The organism is Ochrovirga pacifica, from assembly GCF_000220525.1.
GTDB classification, from domain to species: domain Bacteria; phylum Bacteroidota; class Bacteroidia; order Flavobacteriales; family Flavobacteriaceae; genus Ochrovirga; species Ochrovirga pacifica.
The window spans coordinates 15411-33148 of sequence record NZ_AFPK01000064.1; the positions used below are offsets into that span (position 1 = coordinate 15411).

The 17738-nt window shown below is 34.2% G+C and carries 15 protein-coding genes; 1 reads left to right on the forward strand and 14 read right to left on the reverse strand.

Going from position 1 to position 17738, the window contains the following annotated elements:
• Positions 1-159 precede the first annotated feature (159 nt).
• From FS85_RS0111905 to FS85_RS0111970, 14 genes are all read right to left on the reverse strand, one after another.
• Positions 160-1287: an aspartate aminotransferase family protein gene (locus FS85_RS0111905; RefSeq protein WP_010136546.1), complete on the reverse strand. Its 1128-nt coding sequence runs from the start codon at positions 1285-1287 to the stop codon at positions 160-162.
• Between the two features lie 80 nt (positions 1288-1367).
• Positions 1368-2345: an N-acetyl-gamma-glutamyl-phosphate reductase gene (gene argC, locus FS85_RS0111910; RefSeq protein WP_010136547.1), complete on the reverse strand. Its 978-nt coding sequence runs from the start codon at positions 2343-2345 to the stop codon at positions 1368-1370.
• A 104-nt stretch (positions 2346-2449) separates the two neighbouring features.
• On the reverse strand, positions 2450-3646 hold the full coding sequence (gene argG / locus FS85_RS0111915) for an argininosuccinate synthase (protein WP_010136548.1): 1197 nt from the start codon (positions 3644-3646) through the stop codon (positions 2450-2452).
• 251 nt (positions 3647-3897) lie between these two features.
• Entirely contained in the window at positions 3898-4497 is a 600-nt protein-coding gene (locus tag FS85_RS0111920) for a GNAT family N-acetyltransferase (protein ID WP_010136549.1), read from the reverse strand.
• 467 nt (positions 4498-4964) lie between these two features.
• Complete coding sequence (locus tag FS85_RS0111925; RefSeq protein ID WP_010136550.1) at positions 4965-5822, reverse strand: hypothetical protein; 858 nt, start codon at positions 5820-5822, stop codon at positions 4965-4967.
• 67 nt (positions 5823-5889) lie between these two features.
• Positions 5890-7494, reverse strand: coding sequence for a mechanosensitive ion channel family protein (locus tag FS85_RS0111930; protein ID WP_010136551.1), 1605 nt, complete (start codon positions 7492-7494; stop codon positions 5890-5892).
• A 226-nt stretch (positions 7495-7720) separates the two neighbouring features.
• A complete protein-coding gene (locus FS85_RS0111935) occupies positions 7721-9760 on the reverse strand; it encodes a YgiQ family radical SAM protein (protein WP_010136552.1) in 2040 nt (679 codons plus the stop codon).
• A 123-nt stretch (positions 9761-9883) separates the two neighbouring features.
• Positions 9884-10840, reverse strand: coding sequence for a hypothetical protein (locus FS85_RS0111940; protein WP_139062211.1), 957 nt, complete (start codon positions 10838-10840; stop codon positions 9884-9886).
• A gap of 192 nt (positions 10841-11032) precedes the next feature.
• A complete protein-coding gene (gene nqrF, locus FS85_RS0111945) occupies positions 11033-12325 on the reverse strand; it encodes an NADH:ubiquinone reductase (Na(+)-transporting) subunit F (protein WP_010136554.1) in 1293 nt (430 codons plus the stop codon).
• A 20-nt stretch (positions 12326-12345) separates the two neighbouring features.
• Positions 12346-12960 carry an NADH:ubiquinone reductase (Na(+)-transporting) subunit E gene (gene nqrE, locus FS85_RS0111950; RefSeq protein WP_010136555.1) on the reverse strand — a complete coding sequence of 205 codons (615 nt, stop codon included), beginning with the start codon at positions 12958-12960 and terminating at the stop codon, positions 12346-12348.
• 11 nt (positions 12961-12971) lie between these two features.
• Entirely contained in the window at positions 12972-13646 is a 675-nt protein-coding gene (locus FS85_RS0111955; protein ID WP_010136556.1) for an NADH:ubiquinone reductase (Na(+)-transporting) subunit D, read from the reverse strand.
• A gap of 2 nt (positions 13647-13648) precedes the next feature.
• Positions 13649-14347, reverse strand: a complete 699-nt coding sequence (gene nqrC, locus FS85_RS0111960; RefSeq protein ID WP_010136558.1) for an NADH:ubiquinone reductase (Na(+)-transporting) subunit C — start codon at positions 14345-14347, stop codon at positions 13649-13651.
• A 2-nt stretch (positions 14348-14349) separates the two neighbouring features.
• Positions 14350-15495: an NADH:ubiquinone reductase (Na(+)-transporting) subunit B gene (locus FS85_RS0111965; RefSeq protein ID WP_010136559.1), complete on the reverse strand. Its 1146-nt coding sequence runs from the start codon at positions 15493-15495 to the stop codon at positions 14350-14352.
• Positions 15495-16847 carry a Na(+)-translocating NADH-quinone reductase subunit A gene (locus FS85_RS0111970; protein WP_010136560.1) on the reverse strand — a complete coding sequence of 451 codons (1353 nt, stop codon included), beginning with the start codon at positions 16845-16847 and terminating at the stop codon, positions 15495-15497. The genes FS85_RS0111965 and FS85_RS0111970 overlap by 1 nt, the downstream gene beginning before the upstream one ends.
• A 316-nt stretch (positions 16848-17163) precedes the next feature.
• On the opposite strand from FS85_RS0111970, the gene FS85_RS0111980 reads away from it, so the two are divergent.
• Positions 17164-17670, forward strand: coding sequence for a DUF2391 family protein (locus FS85_RS0111980; RefSeq protein ID WP_010136561.1), 507 nt, complete (start codon positions 17164-17166; stop codon positions 17668-17670).
• Positions 17671-17738 lie beyond the last annotated feature (68 nt).

Sequence of the window (17738 nt, forward strand, 5' to 3'; positions counted from 1 at the left end):
ATTACGGAATTTGAAATGGAATAACGAGGACTTGATACAGGAACTAAGTATTCATAAAAAAAGCCATACTAATACTGTAGTATGACTTTTTATAGTTTTATAAAATTGTTCTCTAGACTTTCAGTACGATTTTTTCTTGAAAAATCAACAAAGTTTCGTTTACAATAACTCTTTTAATGCCTTAATAAAAACATCAATATCTGCTTTAGTGCTATTTAACGGAGGTAAAATACGCAACAAGTTTTTATTGCTAGCTCCCCCTGTAAATATCTTTTTATCGTAGATTAATTTCTTGCGTAAGTCTCCCACTTCAAAGTCAAATTCTAAACCTAACATCAATCCTTCTCCTTTAATTTGTTTTACTCCTGGTAAATCTTTCACTTGCTCTTTAAAGTATGCGTTGATTTCAACTACATTCTCCATCAAGCTTTCTTCTTTAATTACATCTAACACGGCAATTCCAGCAGCACAAGCCAAGTGAGAACCTCCAAAAGTAGTTCCTAACATTCCGTACCAAGGCTCTATCGACTTATGAATCAATACTCCTCCAATCGGGAAACCATTCCCCATTCCTTTCGCCATTGGAATTATATCTGCTTTTACTCTATGGTGTTGGTGTGCAAAGAACTTCCCAGAACGTCCATAACCAGATTGTACTTCATCCAATATCAAGCACACATTATTCTCTTGAGTAGTTTTTCTTACTTCTTGTAAAAATTCTGTGGTTGGCATATCTAACCCTCCTACTCCCTGAATTGGTTCTACAATTACCGATGAAACATCTCCTTTGGCAATTTCTGCTTTTACCAACTCAATATCATTCAACGGTAAAATAGTAACCGGATTGTGTGCGTTGATAGGAGCAATAATTTTTGGATTATCAGTGATAGAAACAGCTCCAGAAGTACGTCCGTGGAATCCGTTTTTAAAAGCTATTACTCTAGATTTTTGATTGTAGAAAGATGCTACTTTAATTGCATTTTCATTGGCTTCAGCTCCGGTAGAACACAAAAACAAAGCATAATCTTCTCCACAACCAGACAATTCTCCTAATTTATCTGCCAACTCTTGTTGCAAAGGATTTTGAATGGCATTAGAATAAAAACCAATATTACTCAACTGATTTTCTAAAGCTGCTTTGTAAGTTGGATGCGTATGACCAATAGAAATCACACCGTGACCTCCGTATAAGTCTAAATATTTATCTCCTTTATTATCCCAAACATAAGCTCCTTGTGCTTTTACAGGAGTAACGTTGTATAATGGGTAAACGTCAAATAATTTCATTTTTTATTGGTATCTGGTATCTAGTAGTTGGTATTTAGTATCCATGTCTTGATACTCGATACTTTGTACTCGATACTATTTTAGAATGCACTTCCTTTTAAATTCAATCCTAAAGTTTCTTCAAAACCAAACATTAAATTCATATTCTGAATGGCTTGTCCTGAAGCTCCTTTTAGTAAATTATCAATAGCAGCGTAAATTAAAATTTGATCTCCGTGCTTGATAATAGAAATAGCACATTTGTTTGTATTTACTACTTGTTTCATATTTACAGGGGCATCCGTAATGTGTACAAAAGATGCCTCTGCATAATAATCTGTATATATTTTTTTAGCTTCTTCTAAAGTTCCATCGAACTTAGTATAGATAGAAGCAAAAATACCACGACTAAAGTTTCCCCGATTTGGAATAAAGAACAATTCTCCTGTTTTTCCTTCTTGCAAAGCTTCTAAAGTCTCACCTATTTCACCTAAATGTTGATGTGTAAAAGGTTTGTACACAGAAAAATTATTATCTCTCCAAGGAAAGTGAGAAGTAGCACTTGGCGATACTCCTGCTCCTGTTGCTCCTGTGGTTGCGTTGATGTGAATATCATTCCCTAATTTTTTAGCTTTTGCTAAAGGCAACAAAGCAAACTGAATACAAGTGGCAAAACAACCAGGATTGGCAATGTATTTTGCTTTTTTAATTTCCTCTTTTTTAACTTCTGGCAATCCGTACACAAACTCTTTTCCTTCAAAAACCATATCGGCATTTAAACGAAAATCATTACTTAAATCAATAATTTTAGTGTTGTTAGAAAACGTATTGTTTTGTAAAAAAGTAGTAGAGTTTCCATGACCTAAACACAAAAACAACACATCAACTTCTGGATTAATGGTATCTGTAAAATCTTGTTCAGTATCACCCAACAAGTCTGCATGTACTTTGTATAATTTATTTCCGGCATTAGAAGTACTGTATACAAAATCTAACGTTAATTCAGGATGATTCATAATCAACCTAATCAATTCTCCTGCTGTATATCCTGCTCCTCCTACTATTCCTGCTTTTATCATTTTAATTTAGTTTATAAAGTTATAAAGTTACAGGTTAAAAAGTTGTTTATCTTGATTTAGATAACTTTTAAACTTTAAGAACTTGCAACTTGACAAACTAATTTTTATGCCTCTAACAAATCTTTATTTACGTGGTAAAAGATTTTGTTTTGCATACCGTATATTTTTATAAATCCTTTAGCATCTTGGCTAGACCAAGCATTGTTTTCTTCTCCGTAATCTGCAAATCCAGAAGCCATTAAATCGTATTCTGAATTAATTCCTGTTACCACAAAATGATACGGACGTAAAGTTACATACACATCTCCACTTACTGTTTTTTGAGAATCTTCTAAAAACTTTTCTATGTTACGCATTAAAGGCTCTAAGTACTGACCATCGTGAAACAAAGTTCCGTATGTAGTCCCCAATCCTTCTTTGGTAATTTGTTGTGCTTTAGACAAGGTGTGTTTTTCTAACAAGTGATGTGCTTTGATAATTACGGTTGCAGCAGCAGCTTCAAAACCAACACGTCCTTTAATTCCTACAATAGTATCTCCAACGTGAATATCTCTACCAATAGCAAAAGCAGAAGCAATTTCTTCTAACTTTAAAATATTGTTTACTGGGGTGTCTTTCACTCCATTAAAAGCCACTAACTGACCTTTATCAAAAGTTAAGGTTACCTCTTCTTCGTCTTCTCTTTTTAATTGACTTGGATATGCTTCGCTAGGCAATGCTTTTTGAGACTTTAACGTTTCTACTCCACCTACTGAGGTTCCCCAAATTCCTTTATTGATAGAATATTTAGATTTTTCCCAGTTCATATCTACTCCATGAGATTTTAAATAATCTATTTCTGTTTGACGAGATAATTTTAAATCACGAATTGGTGTAATAATTTCAATTTCTGGTGCGATGGTTTGGAAAATCATATCAAAACGAACTTGGTCGTTTCCTGCTCCAGTAGAACCATGTGCAATGTATTTTGCTCCTACAGATTTTGCATATTTTACGACTTCTATAGATTGAAAAACACGCTCTGCAGATACAGACAACGGATACGTGTTGTTTTTTAACACATTTCCATACACCATGTACTTAATCGCTTTGTCGTAGTATTTTTCTAAAATATCTTTATTTTCATGAGAAGTTACTCCCATTTCATAAGCTTTTTTCTCAACAGCAGCCAATTCTTCTTTGGTAAAACCACCTGTATTTACTAAAACCGAGTGTACTTCTAGCTTTAATTCGTTGATTAAATATTTTACACAATACGAAGTATCTAAACCTCCACTATATGCCAATACTACCTTATCCATACCTTTAACTAGTTTGTAAAGTTTTAAGGTTTATAAAGAATCAACTTTACAACCTTATTTTGTTATATTATGTATCCAATCCGTTAAATACTAAAAGCGACAAAGAAAAACCTTTATCTTTTTATCTTTCAACTTCATGAACTCTATTTCCAGTCCGCAAAAATACGGAATGTGAATGAAACATTAAAAATTATGATTTGAAAACAAAAAAACTAGACAGATTCTACCAAGAGTGTAAAATCTGTAACGTTTTATTTTTTAACCAACTTGTTTTTAAGTTGCTCTAGTTTTTTTCGGAACAAACTAGCTCCTTCTTCTTTAGATGTTTTTGCCTTAGGATCGTATAACATTCCTGTACACAAACACATTTTACGATCGTTTCTTGTTAAAATATCAAAGTTTCTACAAGATTTACATCCATTCCAAAAAGCATCGTCTTGAGTAAGCTCCGAAAAAGTTACAGGCTTGTAACCTAAATCTGAGTTAATTTTCATAACAGCCAGCCCAGTAGTAATACCAAACACTTTAGCCCCTGGATATTTTTCTTTTGAGTAATTAAAAACTTTGGTTTTAATCTTTTTAGCCAAGCCTTGATTTCTGTAATCGGGATGTACAATTAAACCAGAATGCACTACATAAGATTTGTTTTCCCATGTTTCTATATAGCAAAATCCAGCAAATTTATCTCCGTCTAATGCGATCACAGCATCTCCGCTTTCTAATTTTTTCTGAATGTATTCTGGAGTTCTTTTAGCAATACCTGTTCCGCGAACCTGAGCAGAAGTCTCAATGGTTTCGCATATAATTTCTGCGTACTTAAAGTGTGATTTATTTGCAGTTACAATTTTCATTTTGATGTTTTAAAAAAGTTTTGTTAGGTATAGAGGTTTGAGCACGAAAATTTACGGAATACCCTGAACACGCAGGCTATTCCCTAATTCGTCGTCTAGGCACACACACCTCTGTTCCTGTTACAGAACCTAGGCTACAGCATAAAACTACTATATAAACTACTTTTTGCATCACGTAAATAAAACAGGCAGCGAAATTACAATTATTATATGAATTACAGAAAAAAAACTTTAAGAATCAGTGCGGTAAGTATAAAAAAAATCGCTGTTGAGTAACCAGCTCAACAGCGAAGAAATAATCAACATGAATATAATTAAATCAATTAATTATGAAACAATGACTTTTTAACAAAACAAAATCTATCTTTATTCCAATTACAGCAAATATAAATATATTTTTTTATTAATACCATAAAAAAACACTTGAAATTATTTTATTTCATTAAAAAATATTCAAAAACATTTAATTAGTTGTACTCTCCTTCCCACTCCCAATCTTTAAAATAAACTTCCTGAACAGGGATGGACTCCGCATACTCAGATGGATATATGCTAATGACTTCGGCTTGAAGCCTTCCGTCTACCGTGTTTCCCCAGCCTTGCTTGGGAGTAGTAGAAATAACATTTTGTGTATACAAGACTCCATCTATAGTTATAAAGGCTTGATAGGATCTAAAATTCAATTCGAATACAATAGAATGATAAAGCGTATCTACAGGTAAAGTGGTTAGGTATTGCCAATAAGCCCCGTCCCAATAGTGAACTTCTCCAAATTCAGGAACCCATGGATTTACAATCCACTGAAAAGCCAAACCATAATCTAACTGCGTATCGCTTCCGTCCCAAACAAACAACCCTCCTTCTACTGTTTGCCCATTGTTTGTGGTGTTTTGAGTAGAAACTGTGTAGGGAATTTTAAATTTATAACTGGCCTTATGTTTCATTAACACAAGTGAATCACTTACAATTTTCTTGTAGGTGATGTTATGTGTCATAATATATCTATTGGATACATTTGCCGATAAAACAGACAATGAATCTTGGTGTTCTGTTTCTATATCGTTAATGGTAATGGGAGCTTCGTTATTCATTACATAATTGGCATCGCCAACTACTACGTCCCATCCTGTAAAATCCAAGCCATCATAATTGTATGCTCCCTCAGGGTTTTCTACCACTCCAAACCTTTCGGCTTTAGTCGTAAATAAGATTACTTTTTCTTTTTTTTCATTTTGGCTTTGCTCTATTATAAAATCTTCCTGATTGTTTTCACAACTTATCAACAAAACCAAAAATAACAACAAGGGATAACAGAATTTTCTCATGACTATTTATTAGTAAAAATAAAAAGCTAAACTAATAACAAACAGTCAGTTAAATAAATACATAGATCTACTTATCAATCCTATCTATAACATTTTTAAGTTGTTCTTTGTCAACATTATAGTTCATATCTATTGTAGTTTTGTCCGGAAATTGTTCTATCATTAACGTTTGAGAAGGAAAAGCAAACTCAACCCCTAAAGCTGCTGCTAACTTTAAAATCTCCATATTAAGTGCATGCTTAGAGGATTGTTCTTTGTTCCAATCTAAGGACTCGAAATACATATTTACCATAATATTTAAGGATGAATCTCCGTATCCTACAAACTCAACATTGTATTTTTCTGCTACAGTTAATGGAGATTTTTTTATAATTCTTCTTACTCCTTCGGTAAAAGCCTCTATCAATTCTGGAGGTGTATCGTATCTAATCCCTAGTGTTGTATTGTATCTTCTAAACAAACGCAAACCAAAATTATTAATTACAATTTCTGAAAGTTTGCTATTAGGAATGTAATAAAGAGAGGTATCTGCAGCACGTATTTTACTAGATCTAAACCCTACTTCTTCTACAGTTCCTACAACACCTCCTCCATCAATCCAATCTCCAATCTGAAAGGGCTTGTCTAAAAAGATCATAAAAGTACCAATTAAGTTCTTAACTGTGTCTTGCGAAGCCAAAGCTACTGCCAAACCACCAATACTAGCCCCTGCAATGACTGTTGATGTATTAACACCAAAAACTGTTAGCATTTTTAACACTCCTAAAAAAACAACCAAAATTCGCATTAACCTACTAAGAATAGGAGCTAATTGATCGTCTAATTTACTTTCTGTTTTGGCTGTATACGATAAATATACTTCTATCAAAACATTTACAATTTGTAGGAATACATAAATCCACAACACGGTTTGTGCAATTTCTAAACCTTTAATCAAAAAAGAATTGATATCAATACCAAATTGCAACATAGGAATATAAACCTCTAAAATGTAAAAAATAATTAGCAGTGATGATGGTCTAGCTAGTTTGGCAAAAAAAGTACTTAAAGAGTCGTGAGAGAATTTTATAAACAAACTCTCTAACCTTTGCAAAACAAAGATGATCAACCTGTTTAGCAACCAAAACAACAACGTAGCTATAGTTATAAAAATAGCCATTCCTAAGTATTGCCAGAGCTCTATTCCAAGGAACTTTTTATGGCCTATGTTGGGAATTATTCTTTTAATAAACTCTGTTCCAGGAGGAAAAACACTTTTGTACAAAGCATCTATTTTTAAATTGGTTTCTCTTCCATAATACCACTTGCCTGCTATTTTTTCAACGTAAATTTCTGGCATTACTTCAGGAAAAAGGATGTATTTATTTTTTACAATTCCACTACTAAGAGTGTCTTTATAGTTAGCTTCCGTTGGAAGAGATTCCATATCTACCCGAAGACCTTTACCATCTAATACTTGCTTAATTTTTATAGAAATCTCTTCCGATTTTTCTTGATTTTCGCCATAAATTGTAGCTGCTGCTTTTTTGGCATCAAAGCTATCGGGTTGCAAAAAGTATAAGTGGGTATAAATTGTTTTGTAAGGAGAACTAAGATCTACTTTAACCTCATCATTTTGAGCAAAAACAACGGTTGTAAAAAGAATGAATAAGAAATAGAGTTTTTTAGTCATATCTATGATGTATTTGGTATTTCAAAAATAACCTTTTTAACATAGAATAACTCTTAGAAAAAACAAAAGCTCTTAGCTAAATTGCTAAGAGCTTTAAACTAACCAAATTTTAATCATTTATCATTAACAAAAATGTTGAGATTAAAAAACTACAATAGTTAACCAAAAAACTGTAATCATATCTTAGACCCTATAGATCTAAAATGGTTTAAAAAAATCTTAAAAGTTACCTTGTTTTTTTTCTTGGTTTTCGCTTGCTATTGTTAGGGCTTGTATCTCTTGTCCTTTTATCTAAAACACTTACAAAACCGTCTTTATTTTTAGCGTTCCTATTTGGTTTAGATTTCCCTTTTCTAATCCCTTTTGGAGTTGCAACAGCATCATCAAAAGTATTTTTAGGTTTAAAGTCTTTCTTGTATCCCGTATTTCCTCCTTTAGGCAACAGCTTCTGCAGTAAATCTTGTCTTCCTATTTTACTTAAAGATTTACGAATCCATGCCTGATTTTCTTTTTTGTACCAAAAAAAGAATCGATGTTGTTCTTCTTTTTCTTTGGCCGTTTTTGGAGTTTTCATCTCCTCTAATGTATACGGATGGTAACCACTATAATAAATTACTGTAGCCACCGTCATTGGGGTAGGTGTAAACCCCTGTACTTGTTCTAGCTGAAATCCCATATCTTTAGTTTCAGCAGCCATATTGGCCATGTCTTCTATGTCTGATTGTGGATGACTGGAAATAAAATACGGTATTAATTGTAGATTAAGCCTTTTCTTTAAGTTGATTTTATCAAAAATCTTTTTAAAATCATGAAAGTTAGAAAACGATGGTTTACGCATCAACTTTAACACCTTGTCTGATGTATGCTCTGGAGCTACTTTTAATCGCCCCGAAACATGATGCGTAATAACTTCTTCTGTATAATCTAGCAATTCCTTTGGATCGGCATTTTTATTAAAATCGGGCACTAGCATATCGTATCGAATTCCAGAACCTATAAACGATTTTTTAACTTTTGGATGTTTGTCTACCGCTTGATACAAGTCTGTCATAGCTGCATGCGAAGTATCTAAATTTGAGCAAATTACTGGATTAATACAAGATGGAGCTACACATTTATCACAAATCTCCTGCACCTTCCCTTTCATTTGATACATATTGGCCGAAGGCCCACCAATGTCCGACAAATACCCTTTAAAGTCTTTCATATTTGCCACCTGATCTACCTCTTTTAAAATAGATTCTTTGCTACGACTGGCAATAAATTTTCCTTGATGTGCTGAAATGGTACAAAAACTACATCCTCCAAAGCAACCTCTATGGGTGTTGATGGAAAACTTAATCATTTCAAAAGCAGGGATGGGGCCACGTTTGTTGTATTTAGGATGTGGCAAACGCGTATATGGCAAATCAAAAGATGCATCTATTTCTTTTTCTAACATGGTTGGATAAGGTGGATTGATGACCAACAAATCTTCCCCTACTTCTTGTAAAATTCTACCTCCATAGGTTTTGTTAGATTCTTGTTCTATGGTTTTAAAATTGGCTGCAAACGTTTTTTTATCTGCCAAACATGCATCATGAGAACTAAGCCACTTATCATCCCAATTTTTATTTTTCTGAAGCGCTTGCTCCTTGGGTTGTAAGTATGCGGTTTGTTTAATCGTTTTTAAAGAACTAAACGGAACTCCTTTTTGCATTAATGTTACAATTTCTTTTAAAGGCTGTTCTCCCATACCATACACTAAAATATCGGCACCTGATTCTTTTAAAATAGTAGGTTTTAACTTATCTGTCCAATAATCGTAATGTGTAACTCTTCGTAAAGAAGCTTCAATTCCTCCTATTAAAACTGGGGTTTCAGGAAATTTATCTTTTAAAATTTTAGTATATACTGTAGTGGCATAATCGGGTCTAAACCCAATATCTCCATTAGGTGTATAGGCATCTTTGTCTCTTTTTCGTTTGCTTGCTGTATAATTGCTTACCATAGAATCCATTACTCCAGAAGTAACACCAAAAAACAACTTAGGCTGCCCTAGTTTTTCAAAATCTTGTAAGTTATCGTTTACATTGGGTTGCGGCACAATAGCTACTCGCAAACCGTAACTTTCTAACAAACGACCAATAACTGCAGGACCAAATGATGGATGGTCTACATAAGCATCTCCACTAAATAGAATTACATCCAATTCATCCCATCCGCGTATCTTACATTCTTTTTTAGTGGTTGGTAACCAGCTTGATAGTCTTAACTCTTGTTCCATTTTGCAAAGATACAGGGATTGAATGGATTTACAACAACAAAAAAATGAATTGGTTTTTTTGCACAAAAAAACCGAACAAAACAAAGTGTCTTGCTCGGTCTACTCTTTATATTGTTTCACAAATTACTTGTCAGTATCAGGTCTGTATTCTTCTGGAAATTCTACTGCAATATCCGTATGGTTTTCTATAGTTAATTCTAGAGATGTTTCTAAACTCTCCTCATAAAACATAACGTAATCAATACTACAACCTTGCGCACGTCCTGCAATAGTAAATGTATAAACTTCGCCTTTTTTTAAGTTGTATAATGCCTTAGCGTTCACTCCACTTCCTGCTTTGTTATGTGCCTCAATCATATGACAAGAGCCCCATTTTCTTACACCTCTTCCCCAAAACTTTTTGGTTTTCTTTAATTCGTCATCAGCAATGTGATTTCCTGAAGTAAAGTCCCCTTCTAATTTTACCCAGCAATCGTTTCTTTTATCTCCTTTAACATATCCGTTATCTGCACAATGATTAGAACCCACAGTACATGACTCTAAGGGTTGCAACATTCTCATTACCAAACGGTATTTGGTTGTTTTTGGACATACAAATGTATACTTTAAAGGTGATGTAGGAGTTCCTCCGTTTAAGTTATTCCCTGTAAATTCAAGGTAACTATTCCCTATTGCAGGCAAATCAGTATCTTTTATGTTTGCATCTGCATGTTCTGGATAATATCCATCAGTTCCTTGGGTTCTTAGCTTCCATTGATCTAAATTAGACTTTGTGATTTCTGGTTGAAAAACAATGTAATTGTCTCCATACTTTATTCCTTCTGTTAAATCTGGAATCTTTTCACATTCACAGTTTTCATCATTTACTCTGTATCCTGCATCACATGTAATGTTACAAGCTTCAACAGGATCCTCTTCGCACTCGCAAGTCTCTTCGTTTAATGTAAAACCCGTATCACAAGTTTTAGTACACTCTTGTACTGTAGCTGGCGGTATAAATTCATCTTCTGAGTTAGAAGAACAGTTGCACAAAAAAAGAAACATCATTAAATAAATAAATGGATGTAATTTAACTTTCATAATTTTTTGTTTTTGGTTGGTTAGTTTGTTAATTCCACACAAAATTAACCCCAAAAATTAATTTATCGTAACACATATGATTCAACACCCAACAAAATCTATTAATCTAGTTGATATCTTGTATAAAAAACAAAAATCCTGTTACTTTTTATTAGTAACAGGATTTTGATATGCATTTAGAATTTTTATTTCTTATCCTCCAAAGTCATCAAAACGTACATTTTCTTTTGGCACTCCAAAATCATCACACATTTTAACTACTGCTTGGTTCATCATTGGTGGTCCACAGAAGTAGAATTCTATATCTTCTGGTGCTTCATGATCTGATAAATAATTATCAATCAATGCTTGGTGTACAAATCCTACAAATCCATCACCTTCGTCATCGTTGATATCTTTTTTAACTTTCCAATTGTCTTCTGGTAAAGGTTCAGACAACACCAACTGTAATTTAAAGTTCGGGAATTTCTCCATCAAATCTTCAAAATAGTGAATATAAAACAATTCTCGTTTAGAACGACCTCCGTACCAATAAGTTACTTTACGACCTGTTTTCATAGTGTGAAATAACTCGTACAAGTGCGAACGCATAGGTGCCATACCTGCTCCACCTCCTACATAAATCATTTCAGCATCAGAATCTTCGTTGATAAAGAATTCTCCATAAGGTCCAGAGATTACAACTTTGTCTCCTGGTTTTTGGTTAAACACGTAAGAAGAAGCAACTCCAGGATTTACATCCATCCAAGTTCCTTTAGCTCTATCAAAAGGAGGAGTGGCTATACGTACGTTTAACATAATTTCACGTCCTTCTGCTGGGTAAGAAGCCATAGAGTAAGCACGTTCGATGGTTTCATCGTTTTTCATTACCAATGGCCACAATCCAAATTTATCCCATTCTTGCTTAAATTTATCTGGCTCTCCTGGGTGATCTTTTGGATGCGCAGTAATGTCGATGTCTTCAAACTTCACTTCCGTTTTTGGAACCTCAATCTGAATATACCCTCCTGCTTTGTAGTCCATATCTTCTGGGATCTCTACCACAAACTCTTTAATAAAAGATGCTACGTTATAGTTACGTACCACGGTTGCTTCCCATTTTTTAATTCCAAAAATTTCTTCTGGAATTGAGATTTCCATATCGTTTTTAACTTTTACCTGACACCCTAAGCGAGCTCCTTTGGCCAATTCTTTACGAGTAAAGTGCGGTGTTTCTGTTGGCAGAGCTTCCCCACCACCAGAGTGAACATGACATTCACACTGTAAACAAGTTCCACCACCACCACAAGCAGATGGTAAAAATATTTTTTCGTTTCCTAAAGTAGCCAATAAAGAACTACCTGTATCTACCTCAATTGTTCTTTCTCCATTGATGGTTACTTTTACTTTTCCTGATGGCAATAATTTGGCTTTTGCTCCTAACAAAATAGAAACCAATACCAAAACAATGATCAAGAAAACTACAATACTTACTAAGATTGTCATAATACTTTGTTCTTTATTGATTATAATTTAATTCCTGAAAAAGACATAAATCCAATAGCCATTAACCCTGTAATGATAAAGGTAATTCCCAATCCTTTTAAAGGTGCTGGCACGTTAGAATATGTAATTTTTTCTCTAATTGCAGCAATAGCAACAATGGCTAAAAACCATCCTATACCCGAACCTAATCCATACACTGCAGATTCTCCTACATTGGCAAAATCTTTTTGTTGCATAAACAAAGACCCTCCTAAGATGGCACAGTTTACAGCAATTAAGGGTAAGAAAATACCCAATGCTCCGTATAAAGCAGGAGCAAAACGCTCTACAATCATCTCTACCAATTGTACCATAGATGCGATTACCGCAATAAACATGATGAATGATAAAAAGGACAAATCAATAGAAGCGTACTCTTCTCCTAACCAAGATAAAGCTCCTGGTTTTAACAAAAAACTATCAATTAAATAGTTTACAGGCACAGTAATAGACAATACAAAAACTACGGCAGCTCCTAATCCTACAGCTGTATTAACTGTTTTAGATACCGCTAGGTAAGAACACATTCCTAAGAAATATGCAAATACCATATTGTCTATAAAAATACTTTTTACAAATATGTTAATATAATCCATTTCTTTAGGTTTTAGTGTGTTTCAATTAATTTTCTATTCTTAGAGCGTTGTACCCAAATAATAATTCCTACAGTAATTAAAGCCATTGGAGACAACAACATAAATCCGTTGTTTTCGTACCCTAAGGCATACAAACCTGTTGAATCTGCGATGGTTTTTGCTTTGTGTCCTAAAATTTCAATACCGAATAATTTTCCAGACCCTAACAACTCACGAAATACTGCTACAATGACCAAAATCAAAGCGTATCCTGCTCCGTTACCAACACCGTCTAAAAAGGATTTCCAAGGTCCATTTGCCAAAGCAAAGGCCTCTAAACGCCCCATAACAATACAGTTGGTAATAATCAATCCTACAAAAACCGATAACTCTTTACTTACATCATAAGCATAAGCTTTTAAAATTTGGTCTACTAAGATTACTAAAGATGCTACAATTAATAATTGAACGATGATACGAATACGTCCTGGAATTAAGTTACGGATTAACGATACAATTACGTTAGATGCAATAACGACAAACAATACGGCTAAAGACATTACAACTGCAGGTTTTAACTGTACGGTAATTGCCAAAGCTGAACAGATTCCTAATACCTGAACTGAAATCGGGTTATTATCATCTAGTGGATCTGTTAATAATGATCTATTTTGCTTTGAAAACAAAGGTTCTTTTTCTTCTGCCATGACTAGTTGTTTTTAAAGTATGGTAAATAATGTGCCAAACGTTCTTCAATCATGTTCGATACCCCATTAGAAGTAATTGTACCTCCAGAAATGGCATCAACTCCATGTTCGTCTCCTGGTTTTGCACCACCTTTTACAGCAGTTACAGAGACAAAATTGTTTGACTCGTCTAAAATTTTCTTTCCTTCGAATTGAGCTTGAAACCAATCTGTAGTAATTTCTGCTCCCAATCCTGGGGTTTCCCCTTTGTGATCAAAATTAGCTCCTACAATGGTATTTTCATCCTCTCCTAAAGCTACATATCCCCAAATGGCATCCCACAAACCTGCACCATACAAAGGCACAACGTAAAATGTTTTCCCATCTTTTTCTGCTATGTATAAAGGATATCTTTGCTCGTCTTCTGGCTTTTTAACCTCATTCTTAAGATTGATGTTAAACGCATTGGTTTTTTCGTCTACAGTTCCCTTATTGGTTAAAGCCAATTGTTTTTTGATGTATTGATCAAATGCAGCTTGTGCATCGTCTCTTGACACATCTGTTACACCTACAGTTCCTAGTATATTCTGCATTTTTTCAGCCTTTACATTGGTGTCTTGCAAGTCTTTTAAACTTGTTGCAGTAAAAGCCAACAATCCCGCAATAACGGTTACAATAATAATTGCGAAAATAAATGTATATGCATTGCTATTTTTATTCATAATTATGCTGCTTTTAAACGGTTTTTACGTTTTTTAATATTTCCAGCAATCACATAGTGGTCTATGGTTGGTGCAAAAACGTTCATTAATAAAATAGCCATCATCATTCCTTCTGGATATGCTCCGTTAAACACACGGATTAAAATGGCAAAGACTCCAATTAAAATTCCATAAATCCACTTTCCTTTAGTAGTCTGCGCGGCAGAAACAGGGTCTGTGGTCATAAAAACAGCTCCAAACATAAATCCTCCTACTAATAAGTGTTGCCACCAAGGAAATGTCATCAATGCATTTAGAGAAAGTGCGTTAAAAATCAATCCCATTACAGCTCCTCCTATCACCGTTCCTAGCATAATTCTCCAAGAACCTACTCCTGTTGCAATTAACAACAACGCTCCTACTAAAATCATCAAGACAGATGTTTCTCCAACTGAACCTGGAATCAAACCGATAAACATATCCGCAACAGACCATCCTGCTTGCTCTCCAGCAGCCAACTGCCCTAAAATAGTTTCTCCGGAAATAGCATCAATTTCATAAGCATCTGCTACCCAAACTTTGTCTCCAGACATGTAAGGTGCATAAGAGAAAAAGGCAAAAGCACGAGCAACTAAAGCTGGGTTTAGAATATTCATTCCTGTACCTCCAAATGCTTCTTTACCAATAAACACAGCAAATACTACAGATACTCCTAACATCCATAAAGGCATGTCTACAGGCATAATTAACGGAATTAACATTCCCGTTACCAAGTATCCTTCATTAACTTCGTGCTGGCGGTATACAGCAAAAGCAATTTCAATAGCCAATCCTACACCATAAGAAACTACTAACATTGGTAAAAACTTACCTGCTCCGAAAAGCAAAGCTTTTAACAATTCGGGTGCTGTACCTTCTAATTGAATGTAGTGTTGATATCCTAAGTTGTACATTCCAAAAATCATGGCCGGAATCAAAGCAAAGATTACCGTTACCATTACACGTTTTAAATCTACTCCATCTCTAATATGAGCCCCTTTGTGCGTATTGTGATTTGGCACAAATAATAAAGTATCTATAGAGTTGATCGCTGGAGCGAATTTTTCAAGTTTTCCTCCCTTATCGAAAGGTTTTCTTATTTGGTCAAATTTCTTTCTTAAAAAATCCATTATCCTACTTCTTTAATCATTAAGTCTAATCCATTTCTGATGATTACCTGAGCTTCTGTTTTAGAAGGGTCTATATAATCAACCAAAGCAAAATCTTCGGGAATTACCTCGTAAATTCCTAAGTTTTCCATTTTTTCGATGTCACTTGCCATACAAGCTTTGATCAATTGTAATGGATACACGTCCAAGGCTACTACTTTTTCAAACTCACCAGTTACCACCAACGCTCTCTCTTCTCCGTTTAGACTTGTATTTAAATCATACGTTTTGTTTCCTGCTAGCCAAGAAAAAGAAGTTTTAGAAAAAGAGTGAATAGATCCGCTACCTACAAAAGGCAACCATCCCATAAAACGATTCTGGTCTCCTTCAGGAAGTACTGTAACTAGGTTATCGTAAAACCCTAAATAGTCATCTGCTGTAATTTGTGTTCCTGTTAATACGTTTCCTGAAATTACACGAGCTCCTTCTGTAACTGTATTTTCTGCTAAGACTTTTTGAATATTTTGCCCAGCTTTTAAACTAAAATATTGCGGATTGTTTACTTTAGAACCTGCGATAGCTACCAATTTGGTTGGATTGTATTTTCCTGTTAAAAACAATTCTCCAATAATGGCAACCCCTTGTGGGTTTAAGGTCCAAACTCGTTCTCCTTGGTTGATTGGACTAACATTTGAAATCTGTGTTCCAACATTCCCTGCAGGATGTTTTCCAGACACACGTAAAATAGTTGCTTTTTCTACTTTATCAAAAAAAGTAGCTTCGCTGCTATTTACTCCTAAATAAACATTTCCTTCTGTTAGTTTAGACAAAGCATTGATTCCTGCCTGAAAAGCATCCTCTTTTCCTTTTAATGCATATGCATAATTTGGAGCTAAAGGAGCAGTATCAAAAGAAGAAATAAAAATTGCTTTGGGAGTATCGCTTGGGTTGGCAACAATGTCATACGGACGTTGTTTTACATAAGCAAAAGAACCACTTTCTAAAATTTTTCCTAACACAGCTTCTCTGTCTAAATCCAAAGGATTTGCTGCTCCAAAATCTTTAAAGCTATCTTCTGATTTTGCTTCAATAATAACTGCTAAAACTTTACGCTTAGCTCCTCTTTGTACCTCCTTAACGATTCCAGCAACAGGAGAAGTAAACTTAACCCTGTCGTCTTCTTTAGAGAAGAACACCACATCACCAACAGACACCTCATCTCCTGCTTTTACGACAAGCTTTGGAGTAATACCATGAAAATCTGTGGGTTTAATAGCGTAGAAATCAGAACGATCAGCAACAGCTGTAGTCAAAGCTGCCTGCCCTTTCAGCTTAATAGATAAGCCTTTTTTTACCCTGATGTCTTGTGACATATTTATAGATTTAATTTATTTTGTACGTATAAAATATGCAACAAATTTAAAGAAATTGCCTATTGCTAGAAGCACAAAAATAAGTTTAATTTGAATAGTTTATTTTATTTATACTTATTCTAATTAAGTTTTTTTCCTGTTTTAAAACTTTTTTTGATTTTGTTGATCAACCCCAGATACAATCCTTTTTTCATAAGGTTGATATTCCTGTGATTTACCAAACCCTGTTTTCATTTAATTTGGTTATTTTTGATTTGACAGAATAAATAAATCGCAAAGAACATAAACTTATATTTTGAGATTAAAATTCAACTTCATGGATCAGAAAGTAGAAATTAAAGAAACCACCATTAAAAGAATTGGCGGGTACTTGCATAGGATTGTTCCTATTGCAGACATCTCTGGTGAAATTATAAGTTATGCCTTAAAACCTTTGATGTTAGAGTTTAACGCTAGAGACATTATGCAGGTGGTTATTGGTTCGGCTATTATGGCAATTCCTATTTCATTAACCGAAGAAGTGTGGAATTTAGGAGAATCTTTGCCTCTTGCCAATGTAATAGCTATAGCAGGCTTGTCTTTGTGTTTAATTTCCGTATTTGTTTTTTACAACTTCTACAAAGTAACCTTTAAAGGTTATGTGTTAGAGTTTTTTAAACGCGTATTGGGAACTTATTTTATCTCTTTGTTAATAGTAGGACTTATTTTAACCATTATTGAAAAATGTCCATGGGGAGTGGATAATACTTTAGCTTTTAAAAGAATTATTCTAGTTGCTTTTCCGGCTGCAATGAGTGGTACTTTAAGCGATACAATTAAATAAACTAAATCCCTTAGAAAAATTAAAATCCTTACAACAAGCTGCTGAAAGGATTTTTTATACGATTTCTA

Coding starts and splice junctions, on each gene's coding strand:
- argC (WP_010136547.1), bottom strand. CDS start 2,345: ATGATAAAAGCAGGAATAGTAGGAGGAGCAGGATATACAGCAGGAGAA.
- FS85_RS0111955 (WP_010136556.1), bottom strand. CDS start 13,646: ATGGCAGAAGAAAAAGAACCTTTGTTTTCAAAGCAAAATAGATCATTA.
- FS85_RS0111970 (WP_010136560.1), bottom strand. CDS start 16,847: ATGTCACAAGACATCAGGGTAAAAAAAGGCTTATCTATTAAGCTGAAA.
- nqrC (WP_010136558.1), bottom strand. CDS start 14,347: ATGAATAAAAATAGCAATGCATATACATTTATTTTCGCAATTATTATT.
- argG (WP_010136548.1), bottom strand. CDS start 3,646: ATGGATAAGGTAGTATTGGCATATAGTGGAGGTTTAGATACTTCGTAT.
- nqrE (WP_010136555.1), bottom strand. CDS start 12,960: ATGGATTATATTAACATATTTGTAAAAAGTATTTTTATAGACAATATG.
- nqrF (WP_010136554.1), bottom strand. CDS start 12,325: ATGACAATCTTAGTAAGTATTGTAGTTTTCTTGATCATTGTTTTGGTA.
- FS85_RS0111965 (WP_010136559.1), bottom strand. CDS start 15,495: ATGGATTTTTTAAGAAAGAAATTTGACCAAATAAGAAAACCTTTCGAT.
- FS85_RS0111935 (WP_010136552.1), bottom strand. CDS start 9,760: ATGGAACAAGAGTTAAGACTATCAAGCTGGTTACCAACCACTAAAAAA.
- FS85_RS0111925 (WP_010136550.1), bottom strand. CDS start 5,822: ATGAGAAAATTCTGTTATCCCTTGTTGTTATTTTTGGTTTTGTTGATA.
- FS85_RS0111940 (WP_139062211.1), bottom strand. CDS start 10,840: ATGAAAGTTAAATTACATCCATTTATTTATTTAATGATGTTTCTTTTT.
- FS85_RS0111930 (WP_010136551.1), bottom strand. CDS start 7,494: ATGACTAAAAAACTCTATTTCTTATTCATTCTTTTTACAACCGTTGTT.
- FS85_RS0111905 (WP_010136546.1), bottom strand. CDS start 1,287: ATGAAATTATTTGACGTTTACCCATTATACAACGTTACTCCTGTAAAA.
- FS85_RS0111920 (WP_010136549.1), bottom strand. CDS start 4,497: ATGAAAATTGTAACTGCAAATAAATCACACTTTAAGTACGCAGAAATT.
- FS85_RS0111980 (WP_010136561.1), top strand. CDS start 17,164: ATGGATCAGAAAGTAGAAATTAAAGAAACCACCATTAAAAGAATTGGC.